General features: G+C 58.5%; 15 protein-coding genes. 10 read left to right on the top strand and 5 right to left on the bottom strand.

Features of this window, described 5'->3' with window-relative positions:
* Window positions 1–161: 161 nt before the first annotated feature.
* Window positions 162–1013: a glycine betaine ABC transporter substrate-binding protein gene (locus ACP7A4_RS05155; RefSeq protein ID WP_059764226.1), complete on the bottom strand. Its 852-nt coding sequence runs from the start codon at window positions 1011–1013 to the stop codon at window positions 162–164.
* A gap of 213 nt (window positions 1014–1226) precedes the next feature.
* On the opposite strand from ACP7A4_RS05155, the gene ACP7A4_RS05150 reads away from it, so the two are divergent.
* Window positions 1227–2774, top strand: coding sequence for a glycosyl hydrolase family 17 protein (locus tag ACP7A4_RS05150; protein ID WP_059764228.1), 1548 nt, complete (start codon window positions 1227–1229; stop codon window positions 2772–2774).
* A 104-nt stretch (window positions 2775–2878) separates the two neighbouring features.
* On the opposite strand, the gene ACP7A4_RS05145 is transcribed toward ACP7A4_RS05150, so the two are convergent.
* Complete coding sequence (locus ACP7A4_RS05145) at window positions 2879–3244, bottom strand: hypothetical protein (RefSeq protein ID WP_059764230.1); 366 nt, start codon at window positions 3242–3244, stop codon at window positions 2879–2881.
* A 231-nt stretch (window positions 3245–3475) separates the two neighbouring features.
* Here ACP7A4_RS05145 and ACP7A4_RS05140 point away from each other — a divergent pair, with 231 nt between their 5' ends.
* Both ACP7A4_RS05140 and ACP7A4_RS05135 read left to right on the top strand, forming a co-directional pair.
* On the top strand, window positions 3476–4774 hold the full coding sequence (locus ACP7A4_RS05140) for a serine/threonine protein kinase (protein WP_059764233.1): 1299 nt from the start codon (window positions 3476–3478) through the stop codon (window positions 4772–4774).
* A complete protein-coding gene (locus ACP7A4_RS05135; RefSeq protein ID WP_059764234.1) occupies window positions 4767–5555 on the top strand; it encodes an MlaA family lipoprotein in 789 nt (262 codons plus the stop codon). Before ACP7A4_RS05140 ends, ACP7A4_RS05135 begins: the two co-directional genes overlap by 8 nt.
* 43 nt (window positions 5556–5598) lie before the next feature.
* On the opposite strand, the gene ACP7A4_RS05130 is transcribed toward ACP7A4_RS05135, so the two are convergent.
* Window positions 5599–6744: a patatin-like phospholipase family protein gene (locus ACP7A4_RS05130; protein ID WP_426245810.1), complete on the bottom strand. Its 1146-nt coding sequence runs from the start codon at window positions 6742–6744 to the stop codon at window positions 5599–5601.
* A 27-nt stretch (window positions 6745–6771) separates the two neighbouring features.
* Complete coding sequence (locus ACP7A4_RS05125; RefSeq protein WP_203302703.1) at window positions 6772–7704, bottom strand: lipid A biosynthesis lauroyl acyltransferase; 933 nt, start codon at window positions 7702–7704, stop codon at window positions 6772–6774.
* Window positions 7705–7824: 120 nt separating this feature from the next.
* On the opposite strand from ACP7A4_RS05125, the gene minC reads away from it, so the two are divergent.
* The 7 genes from minC to ACP7A4_RS05090 all read left to right on the top strand — a co-directional run bounded on the left by minC (window position 7825) and on the right by ACP7A4_RS05090 (window position 14707).
* Window positions 7825–8562, top strand: coding sequence for a septum site-determining protein MinC (minC, locus tag ACP7A4_RS05120; RefSeq protein WP_059764241.1), 738 nt, complete (start codon window positions 7825–7827; stop codon window positions 8560–8562).
* 201 nt (window positions 8563–8763) lie between these two features.
* Window positions 8764–9576: a septum site-determining protein MinD gene (gene minD / locus ACP7A4_RS05115; protein ID WP_048365260.1), complete on the top strand. Its 813-nt coding sequence runs from the start codon at window positions 8764–8766 to the stop codon at window positions 9574–9576.
* A gap of 3 nt (window positions 9577–9579) precedes the next feature.
* Window positions 9580–9834, top strand: coding sequence for a cell division topological specificity factor MinE (gene minE / locus ACP7A4_RS05110; protein WP_059764243.1), 255 nt, complete (start codon window positions 9580–9582; stop codon window positions 9832–9834).
* Between the two features lie 39 nt (window positions 9835–9873).
* Window positions 9874–10560, top strand: coding sequence for an RluA family pseudouridine synthase (locus ACP7A4_RS05105; RefSeq protein WP_125828512.1), 687 nt, complete (start codon window positions 9874–9876; stop codon window positions 10558–10560).
* Between the two features lie 261 nt (window positions 10561–10821).
* Complete coding sequence (locus ACP7A4_RS05100) at window positions 10822–12111, top strand: M18 family aminopeptidase (protein ID WP_048365257.1); 1290 nt, start codon at window positions 10822–10824, stop codon at window positions 12109–12111.
* A 135-nt stretch (window positions 12112–12246) separates the two neighbouring features.
* The gene (locus ACP7A4_RS05095; protein ID WP_048365256.1) at window positions 12247–12429 is read left to right on the top strand and encodes a hypothetical protein; all 183 of its coding nucleotides are present in this window, start codon (window positions 12247–12249) and stop codon (window positions 12427–12429) included.
* A 118-nt stretch (window positions 12430–12547) separates the two neighbouring features.
* Entirely contained in the window at window positions 12548–14707 is a 2160-nt protein-coding gene (locus ACP7A4_RS05090; RefSeq protein ID WP_203302702.1) for a mechanosensitive ion channel family protein, read from the top strand.
* A gap of 17 nt (window positions 14708–14724) precedes the next feature.
* On the opposite strand, the gene ACP7A4_RS05085 is transcribed toward ACP7A4_RS05090, so the two are convergent.
* A complete protein-coding gene (locus ACP7A4_RS05085; RefSeq protein ID WP_059764247.1) occupies window positions 14725–15444 on the bottom strand; it encodes a UTRA domain-containing protein in 720 nt (239 codons plus the stop codon).
* Window positions 15445–15488 lie beyond the last annotated feature (44 nt).

Raw genomic sequence — 15488 nt, 5'->3', positions numbered from 1 at the left:
GCCAGACGACTTTAGTAGTAGAACCCTCAATCTGCTGTAGCCCCCGGTTTATCTAGCCTGCAAGGATAACGACATCAATTTGCCAGCCTATAAATGAAAAAACCGCCGGGCAATATCGCCGGGCGGTTCTGGGGGCTGCGAGCTAGACACTTCAGCGGTTTTTACTGGACCCACTCAGCCACGCGCTCAGGGTGCTTTGCCACCCACTCTCTGGCAGCAACATCAGGCTTGGCCCCTTCCTGAATCGCCAACATGACCTCGCCAATTTCGTCCTTTGAGTTCCAGTGGAATTTTTTCAGGAAGGCCGCCACTTCAGGCGCTTTGGTGCCCAATGCTGTGCTGCCAATGCTATTAACTGTCTCAGCAGCGCCATACACGCCTTTGGGATCATCCAGAAAGCGCAGCTTCCATTTGGCAAACATCCAGTGCGGCACCCACCCCGTGACCACAATCGGCTCTTGCTTGGCATACGCGCGCCCCAACTGCGAAGTCATGGCCGCGCCAGAACTGGCCTGCAATTTATAGCCCAGACCGTAATCCTTGATGGCCTCATCCGTTTTGAGCATCACCCCTGACCCGGCATCAATTCCGACGATTTTTTGCTGGAAGCCACTGTCATCTTTCAGATCCGCGATGGAGGTGGCCTTCACGTACTCAGGCACAATCAGACCGATTTTGGCGTCTTTAAAGTTGGGACCATAATCCACCACTTTGTCCTTGTTCTTGGCCCAATACTCGCCATGCGTGACAGGCAACCAGGCGGACAACATGGCGTCCAGCTTACCCGTGGCCACGCCCTGCCACATGATGCCCGTTGCGACCGGCATCAACTTGACCTCATACCCCAACTTTTGTTTGATCACTTCAGCGGCCACATGAGTCGTTGCCACGCTGTCAGACCAGCCGTCCACATACCCAATGGTCAACGTCGGTTTGGTTTGCGCGCTGGCCAACCCCGCACTCATCGCCAGCACTACAGCAGCCCCCACACTCAAGAGTCGTCGCATGCTCATCACTGATTCCTCACTGTGTCGGGCCCGACGAGTGCCGGACCGCCCGAACCCACACCTTGATCATCAACGCCCCGTTACGATCGACCTGCTCTGACGACGACATCAAGGCAGCCGCAAGCGACATCACGCGTAGACGTAACAAAATTATTCACAAGCGCTGAGCACACTCAATTGCAGGTAAGATGCGCGGCTTTGCTCCTATACGGCCTGCCCATGTCCGCGACTGCCCGCTTTCCAGCCCTGCCCTACCTCTTCGCCTGTCTACTCAGCCTGTTTGCAGTTGCCGGCTTCTGGTACGGCCTGGGCCAACCCGTCCTGTTGCCCGACGCGGCCACTGCGACACACAAACTGCAATGTGCCTCCTACACCCCGTTCGATAAAGATCAATCGCCCTTCGACCAACCGTTCGTGCCGCGCATTGAGCGCATGGATGCAGACCTGGCGTTACTCGCCACGCGCTTTCAGTGCATTCGCACCTATTCGCAGGCCGGGCTGGAGGCATTACCCGAGCTGGCCCGCAAGCACGGGCTCAAGTTGATGATCGGCGCCTGGGTAAGCCCGGACCCGATAGCGACCGCCGCAGAGGTCAAGGCGCTCATTGCATCGGCCAATGCCAACCCCGACGTCGTCAGTGCCGTGATCGTGGGTAACGAGGCCCTGCTGCGTAAAGAAATCACTGCCCCGCAACTGGTCACACTGATCGAGCAGGTAAAGCATCAAATCAAACAACCGGTGACGTACGCAGACGTATGGGAGTTCTGGTTACAACACCCTGAAATCGCACCTGCGGTGGATTTTCTGACCATTCACCTGCTGCCTTACTGGGAAGATGACCCGGCAGGCGTCGACCAAGCCGTGAAACACGTCGAACAGATCCGTGAAGTCTTCGGCAGCAAATTCGCCCCTAAAGACATCCTGATTGGTGAGACCGGCTGGCCCAGCGAAGGCCGACAGCGCGAAACTGCCCTGCCAAGTCGCGTCAACGAAGCCAAGTTCATTCGCGGCTTTGTCACCCTGGCCGAACAAAACGGCTGGAAGTACAACCTGATCGAAGCCTTTGACCAGCCCTGGAAACGTGGCAGCGAAGGAGCAGTAGGTGGCTACTGGGGGTTGTTTGACGCTGACCGCCAGGACAAAGGCATTCTGGCCGGGCCGGTCTCCAACTTGCCGCATTGGCCCGTCTGGCTCGGCTTGGGTACAGCCCTGCTCCTCGCCACCCTGCTGATTGGCGGGCGCGTTCGCAGCACGCGTGCAGCGTTGTTGTTGCCCGCACTGGGCGCAGTGTCAGGGTGCACGATCATTGCCTGGGCTGAACTGGCCTCCGTCACCAGCCGCTTTGCCGGGGAATGGGTGTGGGCCGGGGCACTCTTGGCCTTGAACCTGATTGTGATGACCCATGCGGCACTGGCCTTGGGTCAAAAAGAGGGGTGGCGCGAGCGCCTGTTCAACCACCTGGAACGCCGTGCGGGCTGGTGGTTGGCTGCTGCCGGATTTGCCGGAGCGGTCATGATGCTGGGGCTGGTGTTTGAACCGCGCTACCGCAGCTTCCCCAGTGCAGCCTTGTTGCTGCCCGCGCTGGTTTACCTGCTGCGCCCCGTGTGCGGACCACGGCGTGAGTTTGGCTTGCTGGCGTTTATCATCGGCGCTGGCATTCCGTTACAGCTGTATCGCGAAGGAGTGAGCAACGAACAGGCATGGGGGTGGGCGCTGGTTAGTCTGCTGCTGGTACTCGCTTTGTGGCGCAGCATACGCACTCGCTGAACGAGGCTCGAGCAGGCCGCGGCTACTCACTCAGTAGCCGCTGCACCACACACATAAGGTGCAGCGGTCTCGGCCTGCTCCCCGGCCACTGCAACTGGCCCTCCTCAAACTGTGCGCGCTCTTACCAGCCGCAGCCCCGCAATCACCACTGCAAACACGGCCAGACTGGCGTTATACAACGCCAGTGCAGGCAACCCGAATGCCAACGCCACAACCGCCAGTGCACTGCCAACGCGCCCGCGTACAAAAAACGCCACCACTGCGACTGCCACGGCAACCCAACCCATCGCCCTGAAGTGGATCAACCACCCCAGGTTGGCGCGCAACTGACACTCCCAACGTGTTGCTTCTGCCACGCACGTGCCTACCCACTGCGCATCTTCCATCAGGCCATAACGCAGGCCATAGCCGGCCGCCAGCCATACAGGCAAAGCAATTAGAAGCAATATAAATGGCAAACGAGGACGCATAACAACTCCGATAAGCAAAAGCGGCGCCCAGCTTAATCGCACTTATGGGCTATGCAAGCCTTGCAATCAGATATCTGTTCACTAAAGTCATTCAACGTGTATCTTGCGATAGCTAATTGCCTGCCTGCGACAACTTGGGGATTTATTTAGGGGTGCACCACGGCACTTCGACGTCAGCCCTGTGGTCATAGCCTGCGAATCTTCTCCGCACCTTCTCTAGGGATAGCCTTCATGCTTCGTTCTCTGCCCCTCGTCGCCCTTCTGGGCGGCCTATTACTGAGTGCGTCCGCGCAGGCGGTCGATGTCGACCCCGCCACCTATGGCTACCCGATTACCAATCCGTTTGAAGCCACCATCGCGACAACACCACCGCAGATGCGCCCCTATCTGCCGAGCGAAGATGACATCCGTCAATCGGACTACAGCCTGACGATGCGCCCTGAACGTGAGTTCACGCTGCCGGCCAACTTTTGGGCGGTAAAAAAACTCTCCTACCGCATGGCCAGGCAAGATCATCCGGCCCCACTGATCTTCCTGATCGCAGGCACCGGTGCGCCCTATGACAGCAGCCTCAACGAATTCCTGAAAAAGCTGTTTTACCAGGCCGGTTATCACGTAGTGCAGCTGTCATCGCCCACCAGCTATGACTTTATGAGCGCAGCCTCACGCTATGCCACCCCCGGTATCAGCCAATACGACGCCGAAGATTTGTATCGCGTGATGCAGGCCATTCGCGCGCAACAGGCCGACGTGCCCGTCACCGACTATTACCTCAGCGGGTATAGCCTTGGCGCGCTGAATGCCGCCTTTGTCAGCCACTTGGATGAAACCCGTAAAAGCTTCAACTTCAAAAAAGTGCTGATGCTCAACCCCCCAGTCAACCTGTACACCTCCATCAGCAACCTCGACAAACTGGTGCAAACAGAAGTTAAAGGCATCAACAACAGCACCACGTTCTACGAGCTGGTGTTGAACAAACTGACCGAGTACTTCAAGCAAAAAGGCTATGTCGACCTCAACGCAGCGCTGGTGTACGACATCCAGAACTCCAAAGAACGACTGACCAACGAACAAATGGCGATGCTGATCGGCACTATGTTCCGTTTCTCGTCGGCCGACATCGTGTTCACCTCGGACTTGATCAACCGCCGCGGCCTGATTACCCCGCCCAACTACCCGATCACCGAAGGCACCAGCCTGACGCCTTTCCTCAAGCGCTCCTTGCAGTGCGACTTTGACTGTTACCTGACCGAGCAAGTCATCCCGATGTGGCGCGCCCGCACCGATGGCGGCAGCCTGTTGCAACTGATCGATCAGGTCAGCCTGTACGCCCTCAAGGACTACCTGAAAAACAGCCCGAAGATCGCGGTCATGCACAATGCCGACGACATCATCCTCGGCCCTGGCGATTTGGGCTTTTTGCGTGAAACGTTCGGCAATCGCCTGACGGTGTACCCGTATGGTGGCCATTGCGGCAACCTCAACTACCGTGTCAACGCTGACGCTATGCTGGAGTTCTTCCGTGGCTAAACATCTATTACTGGCTGCCGCTCTACTGAGCGCCGGCGTCGCCCAAGCGGACAACAGCAAAGCACAGACCGAACGCACAGTAGATGCCGATGGCTTCACTGAGCCATTGAAGCTGCTCAAATTCAACCCGGGGCTGGATCAGCGAGAATTCGAACGCGCCACCATGAACGCCCTGAGCGTTTATGACCCGCTGGAGTCGGTCAACCGCCGCATCTACCACTTCAACTACCGGTTCGATCAATGGGTGTTCCTGCCGGTGGTCAACGGCTACCGCTACGTGACCCCCAGCTTCCTGCGCACCGGCGTCAGCAACTTTTTCAACAACCTGGGTGATGTGCCCAACCTGTTCAATAGTCTGCTGCAACTCAAGGGCCATCGTTCACTGGAAACCACCGGGCGCCTGCTGCTGAACACCACACTGGGCGTAGCCGGTTTGTGGGACCCGGCCACGGCCATGGGGCTGCCACGCCAGAGCGAAGACTTCGGGCAAACCCTGGGCTTCTATGGCGTGCCCGGCGGCGCGTACTTGATGCTGCCGATTCTGGGGCCATCCAACCTGCGAGACACCACCGGCCTGGTGGTCGACTACGGCGCGAACCAGGAAATCAACTTCCTCAACGTGCCCCACGAAAGCACCCGCCACCCGGAAATCTGGGTGCTGGGCGCAGTCGACAAGCGCTACAACACCAGCTTCCGCTATGGCCAGTTCGACTCGCCGTTTGAATACGACAAGCTGCGCTACATCTATACAGAAGCGCGAAAACTGCAAATCGCCGAGTAAACCTCTCCCCTTCGGGCTGCGCTGCCTGCGCGCAGCCCGACGGCTAAATCCGCAGAAACGTGCACAGCTGTTTGCGTTTGGCCAAAGCATCCATGCGCCCCAGCGCGATCAACTCGCGGCAATATCCCGCTTCGAACAACAAATAACTCAACACCCCCGCGCCACTGGTTTTAGTCGCTCCCGGCCCACGCAAAAACAGGCGTAGCGCCGCAGGCAACTCATGTCGGTGACGTGCGGCAATTTCGTCAATGGGCTGGCTCGGTGCAATCACCAGTACCTCCACCGGCGACAAACCCAAGTGGTCGGTTTGCCGAGGCAGCACGCGACTGAAGTGATTCAAACGCTCCAGCAGTTCGATATCACTCTCAAGGCTGTCGATAAACGTGCTGTTGAGCATGTGACCGCCTATCTGTGCCAACGTCGGTTGCTGCGCACTGAACTGACGTAGCTGGCTGTCTTGCGCATCTGGCCCGCGCGGGTTGCCACTGACCCCGACCACCAACACGCGGTTGGCGCCCAGATGCAGCGCAGGACTGATGGGGGCAGACTGACGGACCGCGCCATCACCGAAATACTCTTCGCCAATTTTGACCGGGGCAAACAACAAGGGGATGGCTGAACTGGCCAGTAAATGCTCAATCGTCAATGGCGTCGGCATTCCGATCCTGCGGTGGCGTAACCAGCCGTCGATTGCGCCCTTACCCTCGTAGAACGTCACCGCCTGGCCCGATGAATAGCCGAACGCGGTGACCGCCACCGCACGCAGTTGCTGCGCCTCAATCGCTTGGTTGATGCCCGAAAAATTGATTTTGTCGCTGAGCAGCTCGCGCAGGGGTGAACTGTTGAGCAGCGCCACCGGTACATGCGAGCCAAGCCCCAGCAGGCTATGGCCCACAAAACGACTGGCCTGGCGCATCACTCCCGGCCAGTCGCTGCGCAGCACGCGACGGCTTTCAAACGCCTGCCAGAACGCGGTCAAATGCTCCACCGCACTGGCAAAGTTCATTGCACCGCTGGCCAGGCTGACCGCATTGATAGCACCGGCGGAGGTGCCGACAATCACCGGAAATGGATTAGCCGCGCCCTCAGGCAGCAACTCGGCAATCGCGGCCAGCACGCCCACCTGGTAGGCCGCGCGCGCACCACCCCCGGAAAGAATCAGACCTGTGACCGCCTGCGTGGCACTCAACGCAGCACTCCGAAGAGGCGATCACCCTCAGCGGCGTTTGTCGTACAACTTCGGCTCGCCCGGTGGACGTGTTTTGAACCGACGATGCGCCCACAGGTACTGCTCGGGGCACTCGCGGATAGCCCGCTCGACCCACTGATTGATGCGCAAGCAGTCCGCCTCATCGCTTTCTCCAGGGAAATCCTTCATCGGCGGATGAATCACCAACGTGTAACCACTGCCATCCGCCAGTCGTTGTTGAGTAAAGGGCACAACCAGCGCTTTGCCCAACTTGGCAAACTTGCTGGTCGCCGTGACAGTCGCCGCCTGAATACCGAACAGCGGCACGAAAATACTTTGCTTGGCGCCGTAGTCCTGGTCAGGTGCGTACCAGATCGCCCGCCCGGAGCGCAGCAATTTGAGCATGCCGCGCACGTCGTCGCGCTCCACGGCCAATGAATCCAGATTGTGCCGCTCACGGCCGCGACGCTGAATAAAGTCGAACAGCGGGTTGCCATGCTCGCGGTACATGCCGTCGATGGTGTGCTTCTGACCGAGCAAGGCGGCGCCGATTTCCAGCGTGGTGAAGTGGAACGCCATCAAGATCACGCCCCGGCCTTCCAGTTGCGCCTGCTTGAGGTGCTCCAGCCCTTCTATATGGGCGAGCTTGGCCAAACGTGGTTTGGACCACCACCAGCTCATGGCCATTTCAAAAAAGGCGATGCCGGTGGAGGCGAAGTTTTCTTTCAACAGGTGTTTGCGCTCGGCCGCGCACTTGTCGGGAAAACACAGTTCGAGGTTACGCGCGGCAATACGTCGACGGTCACCGGCCACACGGTACATGAGCGCACCCAGCGCGCGACCGATACACAGTTGTAACCGGTAGGGCAGTTGAACCACCAGCCAGAGCACGCCCAGGCCGAGCCAAAGCAGCCAAAAACGCGGGTGAAAAAAAGTGGCACGAAAACGCGGGCGATCCATTAATGATTCCGGACAGACACAAGGGCCGGGCATTCTACATCGTTAGACCCCGCTTGCGGCTGGCGGGCGTTCTCGTTATAAGTCTCAGCACTTTAAGTGACAAGCCGCATTAAGCCGACCATGAGCCAAACCGAATCGCTAGACCAAGCCCCTGTGTTCCAGCTTAAGGGCAGTATGCTCGCCATCACGGTGCTGGAACTGGCCAAAAACAACCTTGAAGCCCTTGATCGCCAACTGGCCGCCAAGGTGGCTCAAGCACCCAATTTTTTCAGCAACACACCGCTCGTGCTGGCTCTGGACAAAATGCCCGCAGGCGAAGGCGCCATTGATTTGCCCGGCCTGATGCGCGTGTGCCGCCAACATGGCCTGCGCACCCTGGCGATCCGTGCCAGCCGCATTGAAGACATTGCCGCCGCCATCGCTATCGACCTGCCAGTGCTGCCGCCCTCCGGTGCACGTGAACGGCCGATTGAACCGGTTGAAGCCCAGGTCAAGAAAAAGCCCGAAAAACCGCCCGAGCCCGTGATCAAGCCGACCAAAATCATTACCACCCCGGTACGCGGAGGCCAGACGGTGTACGCCGAAGGCGGCGACCTTGTGGTGATGGCGGCCGTCAGCCCCGGTGCGGAACTTATGGCCGATGGCAACATCCATGTGTACGGGCCTATGCGCGGTCGCGCACTGGCCGGACATAAAGGCAACACCAAGGCGCGGATTTTCTGTCAGCAGCTGAGCGCCGAGCTGGTGTCGATTGCCGGCAAGTACAAAGTATCCGAAGACCTGCGCCGCGATCCGCTGTGGGGCGCAGGGGTTCAAATCAGTCTGTCAAGTGACATGTTGAACATCACCCGTCTTTAACGGATACTCTCGCCATTTTCCAACCGTCTCAAAAGCGCAGAGAAAACAGTTTAAATCTTGTAGGAAGTACGTAATCAGGCGGTATTGACTGCACGTCAGTGTTAGCCCGAACGACAACCCGCCAGGCCTGTTCACCTGCCGTCGTTAATAGAGATGTTATTCAGGGGCTAAAAAGTCCTTTTTCCTTAGGGGTGAAACACCTTGGCCAAGATTCTCGTGGTTACATCCGGCAAGGGTGGTGTGGGTAAGACCACCACCAGCGCCGCTATCGGTACCGGCCTCGCACTGCGCGGTCACAAAACAGTCATCGTCGACTTCGACGTTGGCCTGCGTAACCTGGACTTGATCATGGGCTGCGAGCGCCGCGTGGTGTATGACTTCGTTAACGTGGTCAATGGCGAAGCCAACCTGCAACAGGCACTGATCAAAGACAAGCGCCTGGAAAACCTGTACGTGCTGGCCGCCAGCCAGACCCGTGACAAAGATGCGCTGACCAAAGAAGGCGTCGAAAAAGTTCTGATGGAACTTAAAGAAACCTTCGACTTCGTGGTCTGCGACTCCCCGGCCGGCATCGAAACCGGTGCTCACCTGGCCATGTACTTCGCCGATGAAGCGATTGTCGTGACCAACCCGGAAGTGTCCTCGGTACGTGACTCCGACCGGATGCTGGGCCTGCTGGCGAGCAAGTCGCGTCGCGCCGAGCTGGGTGAAGACCCGATCAAAGAACACCTGCTGCTGACCCGCTACAACCCTGAGCGCGTCAGTAAAGGCGAGATGCTGGGCGTTGAAGACGTCAAAGAAATTCTGGCCGTGGCCCTGCTGGGCGTGATTCCGGAATCTCAGGCCGTGCTCAAGGCTTCCAACCAGGGCGTGCCCGTGATCCTTGATGATCAAAGCGACGCCGGTCAGGCCTACAGCGATGCGGTTGATCGCTTGCTGGGCAAAACCGTTGAGCATCGTTTCCTCGATGCACAGAAGAAGGGATTCTTCGAGCGCCTGTTTGGAGGCAACTAAGCAATGAATATTTTTGACTTCTTTCGTACAAGGAAATCACCCACCACGGCGTCGGTGGCGAAAGAGCGTCTACAGATCATCGTGGCGCATGAACGCGGCCAGCGCAGTACGCCGGATTACCTGCCAGCTCTGCAAAAAGAACTGGTCGCAGTGATCCGCAAGTACGTCAACATCGAGTCTGATCAAGTTCAAATTGCCCTTGAAAACGAAGGCAGCTGCTCGATCCTGGAACTCAATATCACCCTGCCAGATCGTTAATCAATCCGGCTGACACCACGGCGACCTGGGCGCCTTCTCTTGCAAGAAGGCTCCCACGTCGCCGTTGGCGTTTCTCATGAGGCTGTTTTAATGCCGTTGTCGAACATCCATATCATCCACGAGGACGCTGGTGTTCTTGTGGTCAACAAACCGACGTTGCTGCTGTCCGTGCCCGGCCGTGCAGATGACAACAAGGATTGCCTGATCACCCGCCTGCAAGAAAACGGCTACCCCGAAGCGCGGATCGTGCATCGGCTGGACTGGGAAACCTCCGGGATCATTTTGCTTGCGCGTGACGCCGACACCCACCGCGAACTGTCTCGTCAATTTCATGACCGCGAAACCGAAAAAGCCTACACCGCCTTGGCATGGGGCCAGCCAGAACTGGACAGCGGCAGCATTGATTTGCCACTGCGCTACGACCCGCCGACCAAGCCCCGGCATGTGGTGGATCACGAGTTCGGCAAAAATGCGCTGACGTTCTGGAAAGTACTGGAGCGCTGCGGGGATTATTGCCGGGTTGAACTGACGCCCATTACCGGGCGCTCGCACCAACTGCGCGTCCACATGTTGTCTATCGGCCATCCGCTGTTGGGTGACGGTCTGTATGCCCATGAGCAAGCGCTCGCGGCTTACCCGCGCCTGTGCCTGCACGCCAGCATGCTGAGTTTCACTCACCCGCAAACCGGTGAACGCTTGCGCTTCGAATGCCCCGCTCCGTTTTAAACCAGGCCCTGCCCGTTAGCGCGTGGACGGATAACACCTGTAGGCACTGACGAGTAAAACGAGGCTGTGATCGGCGCCAAAGCCGTCGTAAAACCGTTAAATCCGCTGTGTCAGCTGTACCGCAGTGATTTGGATTTACGGCCGCTTCGCGCCCGATCGCAGCCTGCGTACCTGGGCAGCGACTACAGGTTTCACGTTCATTTGAGGTCAATTCTTGCGACCAATGCGCTAAACTCGCGGCCTTGCTGTCTGGAGTAACTTATGCGCGAAGAGTTGAACCAAGGCCTGATCGACTTTCTCAAGGCCTCCCCTACCCCCTTTCATGCCACCGCCAGTCTGGTTCAGCGTCTGGAGGCCGCCGGTTATCAGCGCCTCGACGAACGCGAAACCTGGTTCACTGAAGCCAACGGGCGCTATTACGTCACTCGCAACGACTCCTCTATCGTTGCCTTCAAGCTGGGCCGCCACTCACCTTTGCACGGTGGTATTCGCATGGTCGGCGCGCACACAGACAGCCCCTGCCTGCGAGTCAAGCCTCAGCCCGAACTGCAACGTCAGGGTTTTTGGCAATTGGGCGTTGAGGTGTATGGCGGCGCGTTGCTCGCCCCCTGGTTTGACCGCGACCTGTCGCTGGCCGGCCGTGTCACCTTCCGCCGCGACGGCATGGTCGAAAGCCAACTGATTGACTTCAGAACGCCTATCGCCACCATTCCCAACCTGGCAATTCACCTCAATCGCGCCGCCAATGAAGGCTGGGCGATCAACCCGCAAACCGAGCTGCCACCGATTCTGGCGCAGGTCGCGGGCGATGAGCGGGTAGACTTTCGCGCCTTGCTGACCGACCAACTGGCGCGCGAGCACGGCCTGAATGCCGACGTGGTGCTCGATTTCGAGCTCAGCTTCTACGACACCCAAAGTGCCGCGGTGATTGGTCTGAACAGCGACTTCATTGCCGGGGCACGTCTGGACAACTTGCTGTCGTGCTACGCCGGTTTGCAAGCGCTGCTCAATACCGAAACCGATGAAACCTGCCTGTTTGTGGCCAACGACCACGAAGAAGTCGGCTCCTGTTCAGCCTGCGGCGCTGACGGCCCGATGCTGGAGCAAATCCTGCAACGCCTGCTGCCTGAAGGTGATGAGTTCGTACGCACCATTCAAAAATCGCTGCTGGTGTCTGCTGACAACGCTCACGGCGTACACCCCAACTACGCCGACAAGCACGACGCCAACCATGGCCCAAAGCTCAACGCAGGCCCGGTGATCAAGGTCAACAGCAACCAGCGTTACGCCACCAACAGCGAAACAGCCGGCTTCTTCCGTCACTTGTGCATGGCCGAAGAAGTGCCCGTGCAAAGCTTTGTGGTGCGCAGCGACATGGGATGTGGTTCGACCATCGGCCCGATTACCGCCAGCCACCTGGGTGTGCGCACAGTGGATATCGGCCTGCCGACATTTGCCATGCACTCCATTCGCGAACTGGCGGGCAGCCATGACCTGGCGCATCTGGTCAAAGTGTTAAGTGCGTTCTACGCCAGCCAGCAACTGCCTTAAAAAGCATTTCACTGCGCATGCTCTGGAGCACCGCAGCGGTGCTCCAGGCGAAAGGCTCAAATTTGATACACGTCACCGCAAAATTTTGTAAAGACGCCTAGACTTGAGCGCATTCATTCCTTCAGGTCCATAACAATGATTGAGATGTCTGCGTTCCACTCCATGATGATTCCCATTGTGTGCGGCATGCTGCTGCTGACCATCGGTTTCACCCTTCGCGAGCGAACCAGCGGCATCGGCGTCCTGATGATCTGGTGCGGCATGCTGCTGATTTTCGGCACCATCGTGTTCAAGATACTTGCCAAGCTGAACTCATAAACGTTTCGTTTCTTTTCGTAAAATCCAGCGATGATTGATTTCCTGTGTGACAAGAAATGAATCATCGCTGGCCCTAGCGTACACTCGCTCAACCCGCTTCCCTTGAGGTTGATCGCCCTTGTTTCTTCGTCTGCTCGCTCTGCCCTATTTCCTGCTCGCTTGCGTGCTGACGCTGCTCCCCCTGGCCTCAGCCCAGGCCGTTGGCTTGCCCGGTTTGCTGGGCAGTTCGGATAAGTCCCAGGCCCAACCCGCCGAGCCGCTGGGCCAATCGCTGGACGAGGTGATCAAGAACCTTGAGAACGACCAGCAACGCAGCAAACTGCTGGCCGACCTGAAAAAACTGCGCGATGCGACCAAAAAAGCCCAACCCGAGGCCGAGCTGGGAGTGCTCGGGTTGATTGGCAGCACGCTGGGTGATCTTGAAAAACAATTCACCGGCACGGACAGCCCGTCTTATCGTTGGGCACGGGAAATTGAACAAGCTCAGGACGAACTCAAAGCCCTGATGCTGCCCGCCAGTCAGTGGCTGCCGATCATCTTCGCCTTTGCCCTGATCATCATGCTGTGGAGCCTGCTGGCCGCCCTGCTGATTTGGGTCAGCCATCGGGTGCGCTTGCGTTTTGGCTTGAGTGAAGAGCTGCCGCAGCACCCCAAGGCGGTGGACATGCTGCGCTTTGCCTTGCGCAAACTGGGGCCGTGGCTGGTGGCCTTGATGATCACCGTGTACATGAGTTACTCGCTGCCGTCCTCGCTAGGCAAAGATCTGGCGATGGTGCTGGCCTACGCGCTGGTTATTGGCACCTGCTTTTCGGCGATTTGTGTGATCGCGTTCTCGCTGCTCGATGGCCCGCACCGCCATCGTGCGCTGCACATTCTGCGTCATCAGGCATTCCGCCCGTTGTGGTGGATCGGCAGTTTTGCAGCGTTCGGCGAAGCCCTCAGCGACCCGCGACTGGTGGCCACGCTGGGCGTGCATTTGGCCCATACCGCCGCGACGTTCGCCAATGTGATGGCAGCGCTGTCCACCGGGCTGTTTATCATCCGCTTCCGTCGACCGATTGCGCACCTGATCCGTAACCAGCCGTTATCGCGACGCCTGACCCGCCGCGCCTTGAGTGACACCATCGAGTTACTCGGTACTTACTGGTGGATCGCAGCATTGATTCTGGTGGGCATTTCGTTGGCCGCCACCTTCATTTCCGCTGGCGACACCAGCACCGCCTTGCGCCAATCGCTGATCTGCACCGTGCTGGTGGTGCTGTGCATGGTGATCAACGGGTTGGTGCGCCGACATGCGCACAAGCCTCAACGCGGGCACAAACGTCACGCGCTGTATTCGGAGCGCCTCAAGAGCTTTGTCTACACTCTGGCGCATCTGGTGGTGTGGCTGGTGTTCATTGAATTGGGGCTGCGGGTGTGGGGCTTGTCGCTGATCCGCTTCACCGAAGGTGATGGCCATGAAATCACCGTCAAACTGTTTGGCCTGGGCGGCACGCTGTTATTTGCCTGGCTGATCTGGATTCTTGCCGACACCGCCATTCACCACGCCCTGACCCGCTCGCGCAAAGGGCTGGCGAATGCACGCGCGCAAACCATGATGCCGCTGATTCGCAACGTGCTGTTCGCGGCCATTTTTATCATTGCCCTGATCGTCGCCCTGGCCAACATGGGCATGAACGTAACGCCGCTGCTGGCCGGTGCCGGTGTGATCGGTCTGGCCATTGGTTTCGGTGCGCAATCGCTGGTTGCGGACTTGATTACCGGCCTGTTCATCATCATTGAAGACTCGCTGGCCATCGACGATTACGTGGACGTCGGCGGCCACCTCGGCACCGTTGAAGGGCTGACGATTCGCACCGTGCGTCTGCGCGATATCGACGGCATTGTGCACACCATCCCGTTCAGCGAAATCAAAAGCATCAAGAACTATTCCCGCGAGTTCGGCTACGCGATCTTTCGCGTGGCGATCCCGTACAACATGGAAATCGACGATGCGATCAAACTGATGCGTGACGTTGGGCAAAAAATGCGCACCGATCCGCTTCAGCGTCGCAACATTTGGTCGCCCCTGGAGATTCAGGGCGTGGAGAGCTTCGAGTCCGGCAGCGCGATTTTGCGTGCCCGCTTCAAGACCGCGCCGATCAAGCAATGGGAAGTGTCCCGCGCGTTTAACCTGTCGCTCAAACGGCATCTGGATGAGGCGGGGCTGGACTTGGCAACCCCGCGCTTGAGCGTGCAAGTCGTCACCGCGGGGAGTGGCATTTTGCAAAAGGATTAAAGCCTACGCCGAGCAGATTATTGCGCCAGTACGTCGACCCCGACGTGGATCGCGTCATGTCGCCAATACTCCAGGTCGCAATCAATCAGCCGCTCGTGCTGATCGTAGTTAACCCGCGCTATGCGCAGGCCGGGGCTGCCCGTTGACACCTTCAAGGTGGCGGCAGCTTGCCCAGGCAATGCCGTGGGCACGATTTCAAACTGCACCCGCCCATAGTGCAAATCGTAGTGCCGGGCATACAGTTCGGTGATTGACTGCGTGAGGTCGAACTCAAGAATCCGAGGGAAATATTGCGGGTTGAGATAGTGCTCGACATACAACACCCGTCGCCCATCAATGCACCGCCCGCGACAGATCTGAATCACGCTCGACAGTGCGGGCAACTTCAAGCGCTCACACACCGCGGCTGACGCAGGTTGCAGGCGCGCCGAAAGCACCTGCGTGGTGGCCACCCGGCCTTGAGCGCTGACCATCGCGTGAAAGTGACTGCGCTGCATCAAGTTGTAGGCCAGGCGCGGCGGTGAAATAAACCAGCCTCGGCGCTCCTCGCGGTACACCAACCCTTGCGCTTCTAACTGTAACAACGCCTCGCGCAGCGTCACGCGGGTCGTGGAGAACAGTTCGCTGAGTTTGCGCTCGGCCGGCAACTGACTGCCGCAGGCCAACAGGCCACATTCAATTTGTTCTTGCAGCGCGCGGCTGATCGCTGTCACCGCTTTGGGTGCACCTGTTTGCATCAACGTTACCTATCTGGACTAGTCCAGCACCAAACACGGGCCAG

This window comes from Pseudomonas sp. TWR3-1-1 (assembly GCF_049896545.1).
Lineage (GTDB): Bacteria > Pseudomonadota > Gammaproteobacteria > Pseudomonadales > Pseudomonadaceae > Aquipseudomonas > Aquipseudomonas weihenstephanensis.
The sequence above is the reverse complement of the archived record's forward strand: the minus strand, read 5'-3'. Positions and strand labels throughout refer to the sequence as shown.

Bases quoted from the DNA above. Each gene is read 5' to 3' on its own strand.
- minC (WP_059764241.1), top strand. From the start codon at position 7,825: ATGAGCCAAACCGAATCGCTAGACCAAGCCCCTGTGTTCCAGCTTAAG.
- minE (WP_059764243.1), top strand. From the start codon at position 9,580: ATGAATATTTTTGACTTCTTTCGTACAAGGAAATCACCCACCACGGCG.
- ACP7A4_RS05150 (WP_059764228.1), top strand. From the start codon at position 1,227: ATGTCCGCGACTGCCCGCTTTCCAGCCCTGCCCTACCTCTTCGCCTGT.
- ACP7A4_RS05085 (WP_059764247.1), bottom strand. From the start codon at position 15,444: ATGCAAACAGGTGCACCCAAAGCGGTGACAGCGATCAGCCGCGCGCTG.
- ACP7A4_RS05095 (WP_048365256.1), top strand. From the start codon at position 12,247: ATGATTGAGATGTCTGCGTTCCACTCCATGATGATTCCCATTGTGTGC.
- ACP7A4_RS05140 (WP_059764233.1), top strand. From the start codon at position 3,476: ATGCTTCGTTCTCTGCCCCTCGTCGCCCTTCTGGGCGGCCTATTACTG.
- ACP7A4_RS05145 (WP_059764230.1), bottom strand. From the start codon at position 3,244: ATGCGTCCTCGTTTGCCATTTATATTGCTTCTAATTGCTTTGCCTGTA.
- ACP7A4_RS05155 (WP_059764226.1), bottom strand. From the start codon at position 1,013: ATGAGCATGCGACGACTCTTGAGTGTGGGGGCTGCTGTAGTGCTGGCG.
- ACP7A4_RS05125 (WP_203302703.1), bottom strand. From the start codon at position 7,704: ATGGATCGCCCGCGTTTTCGTGCCACTTTTTTTCACCCGCGTTTTTGG.
- ACP7A4_RS05100 (WP_048365257.1), top strand. From the start codon at position 10,822: ATGCGCGAAGAGTTGAACCAAGGCCTGATCGACTTTCTCAAGGCCTCC.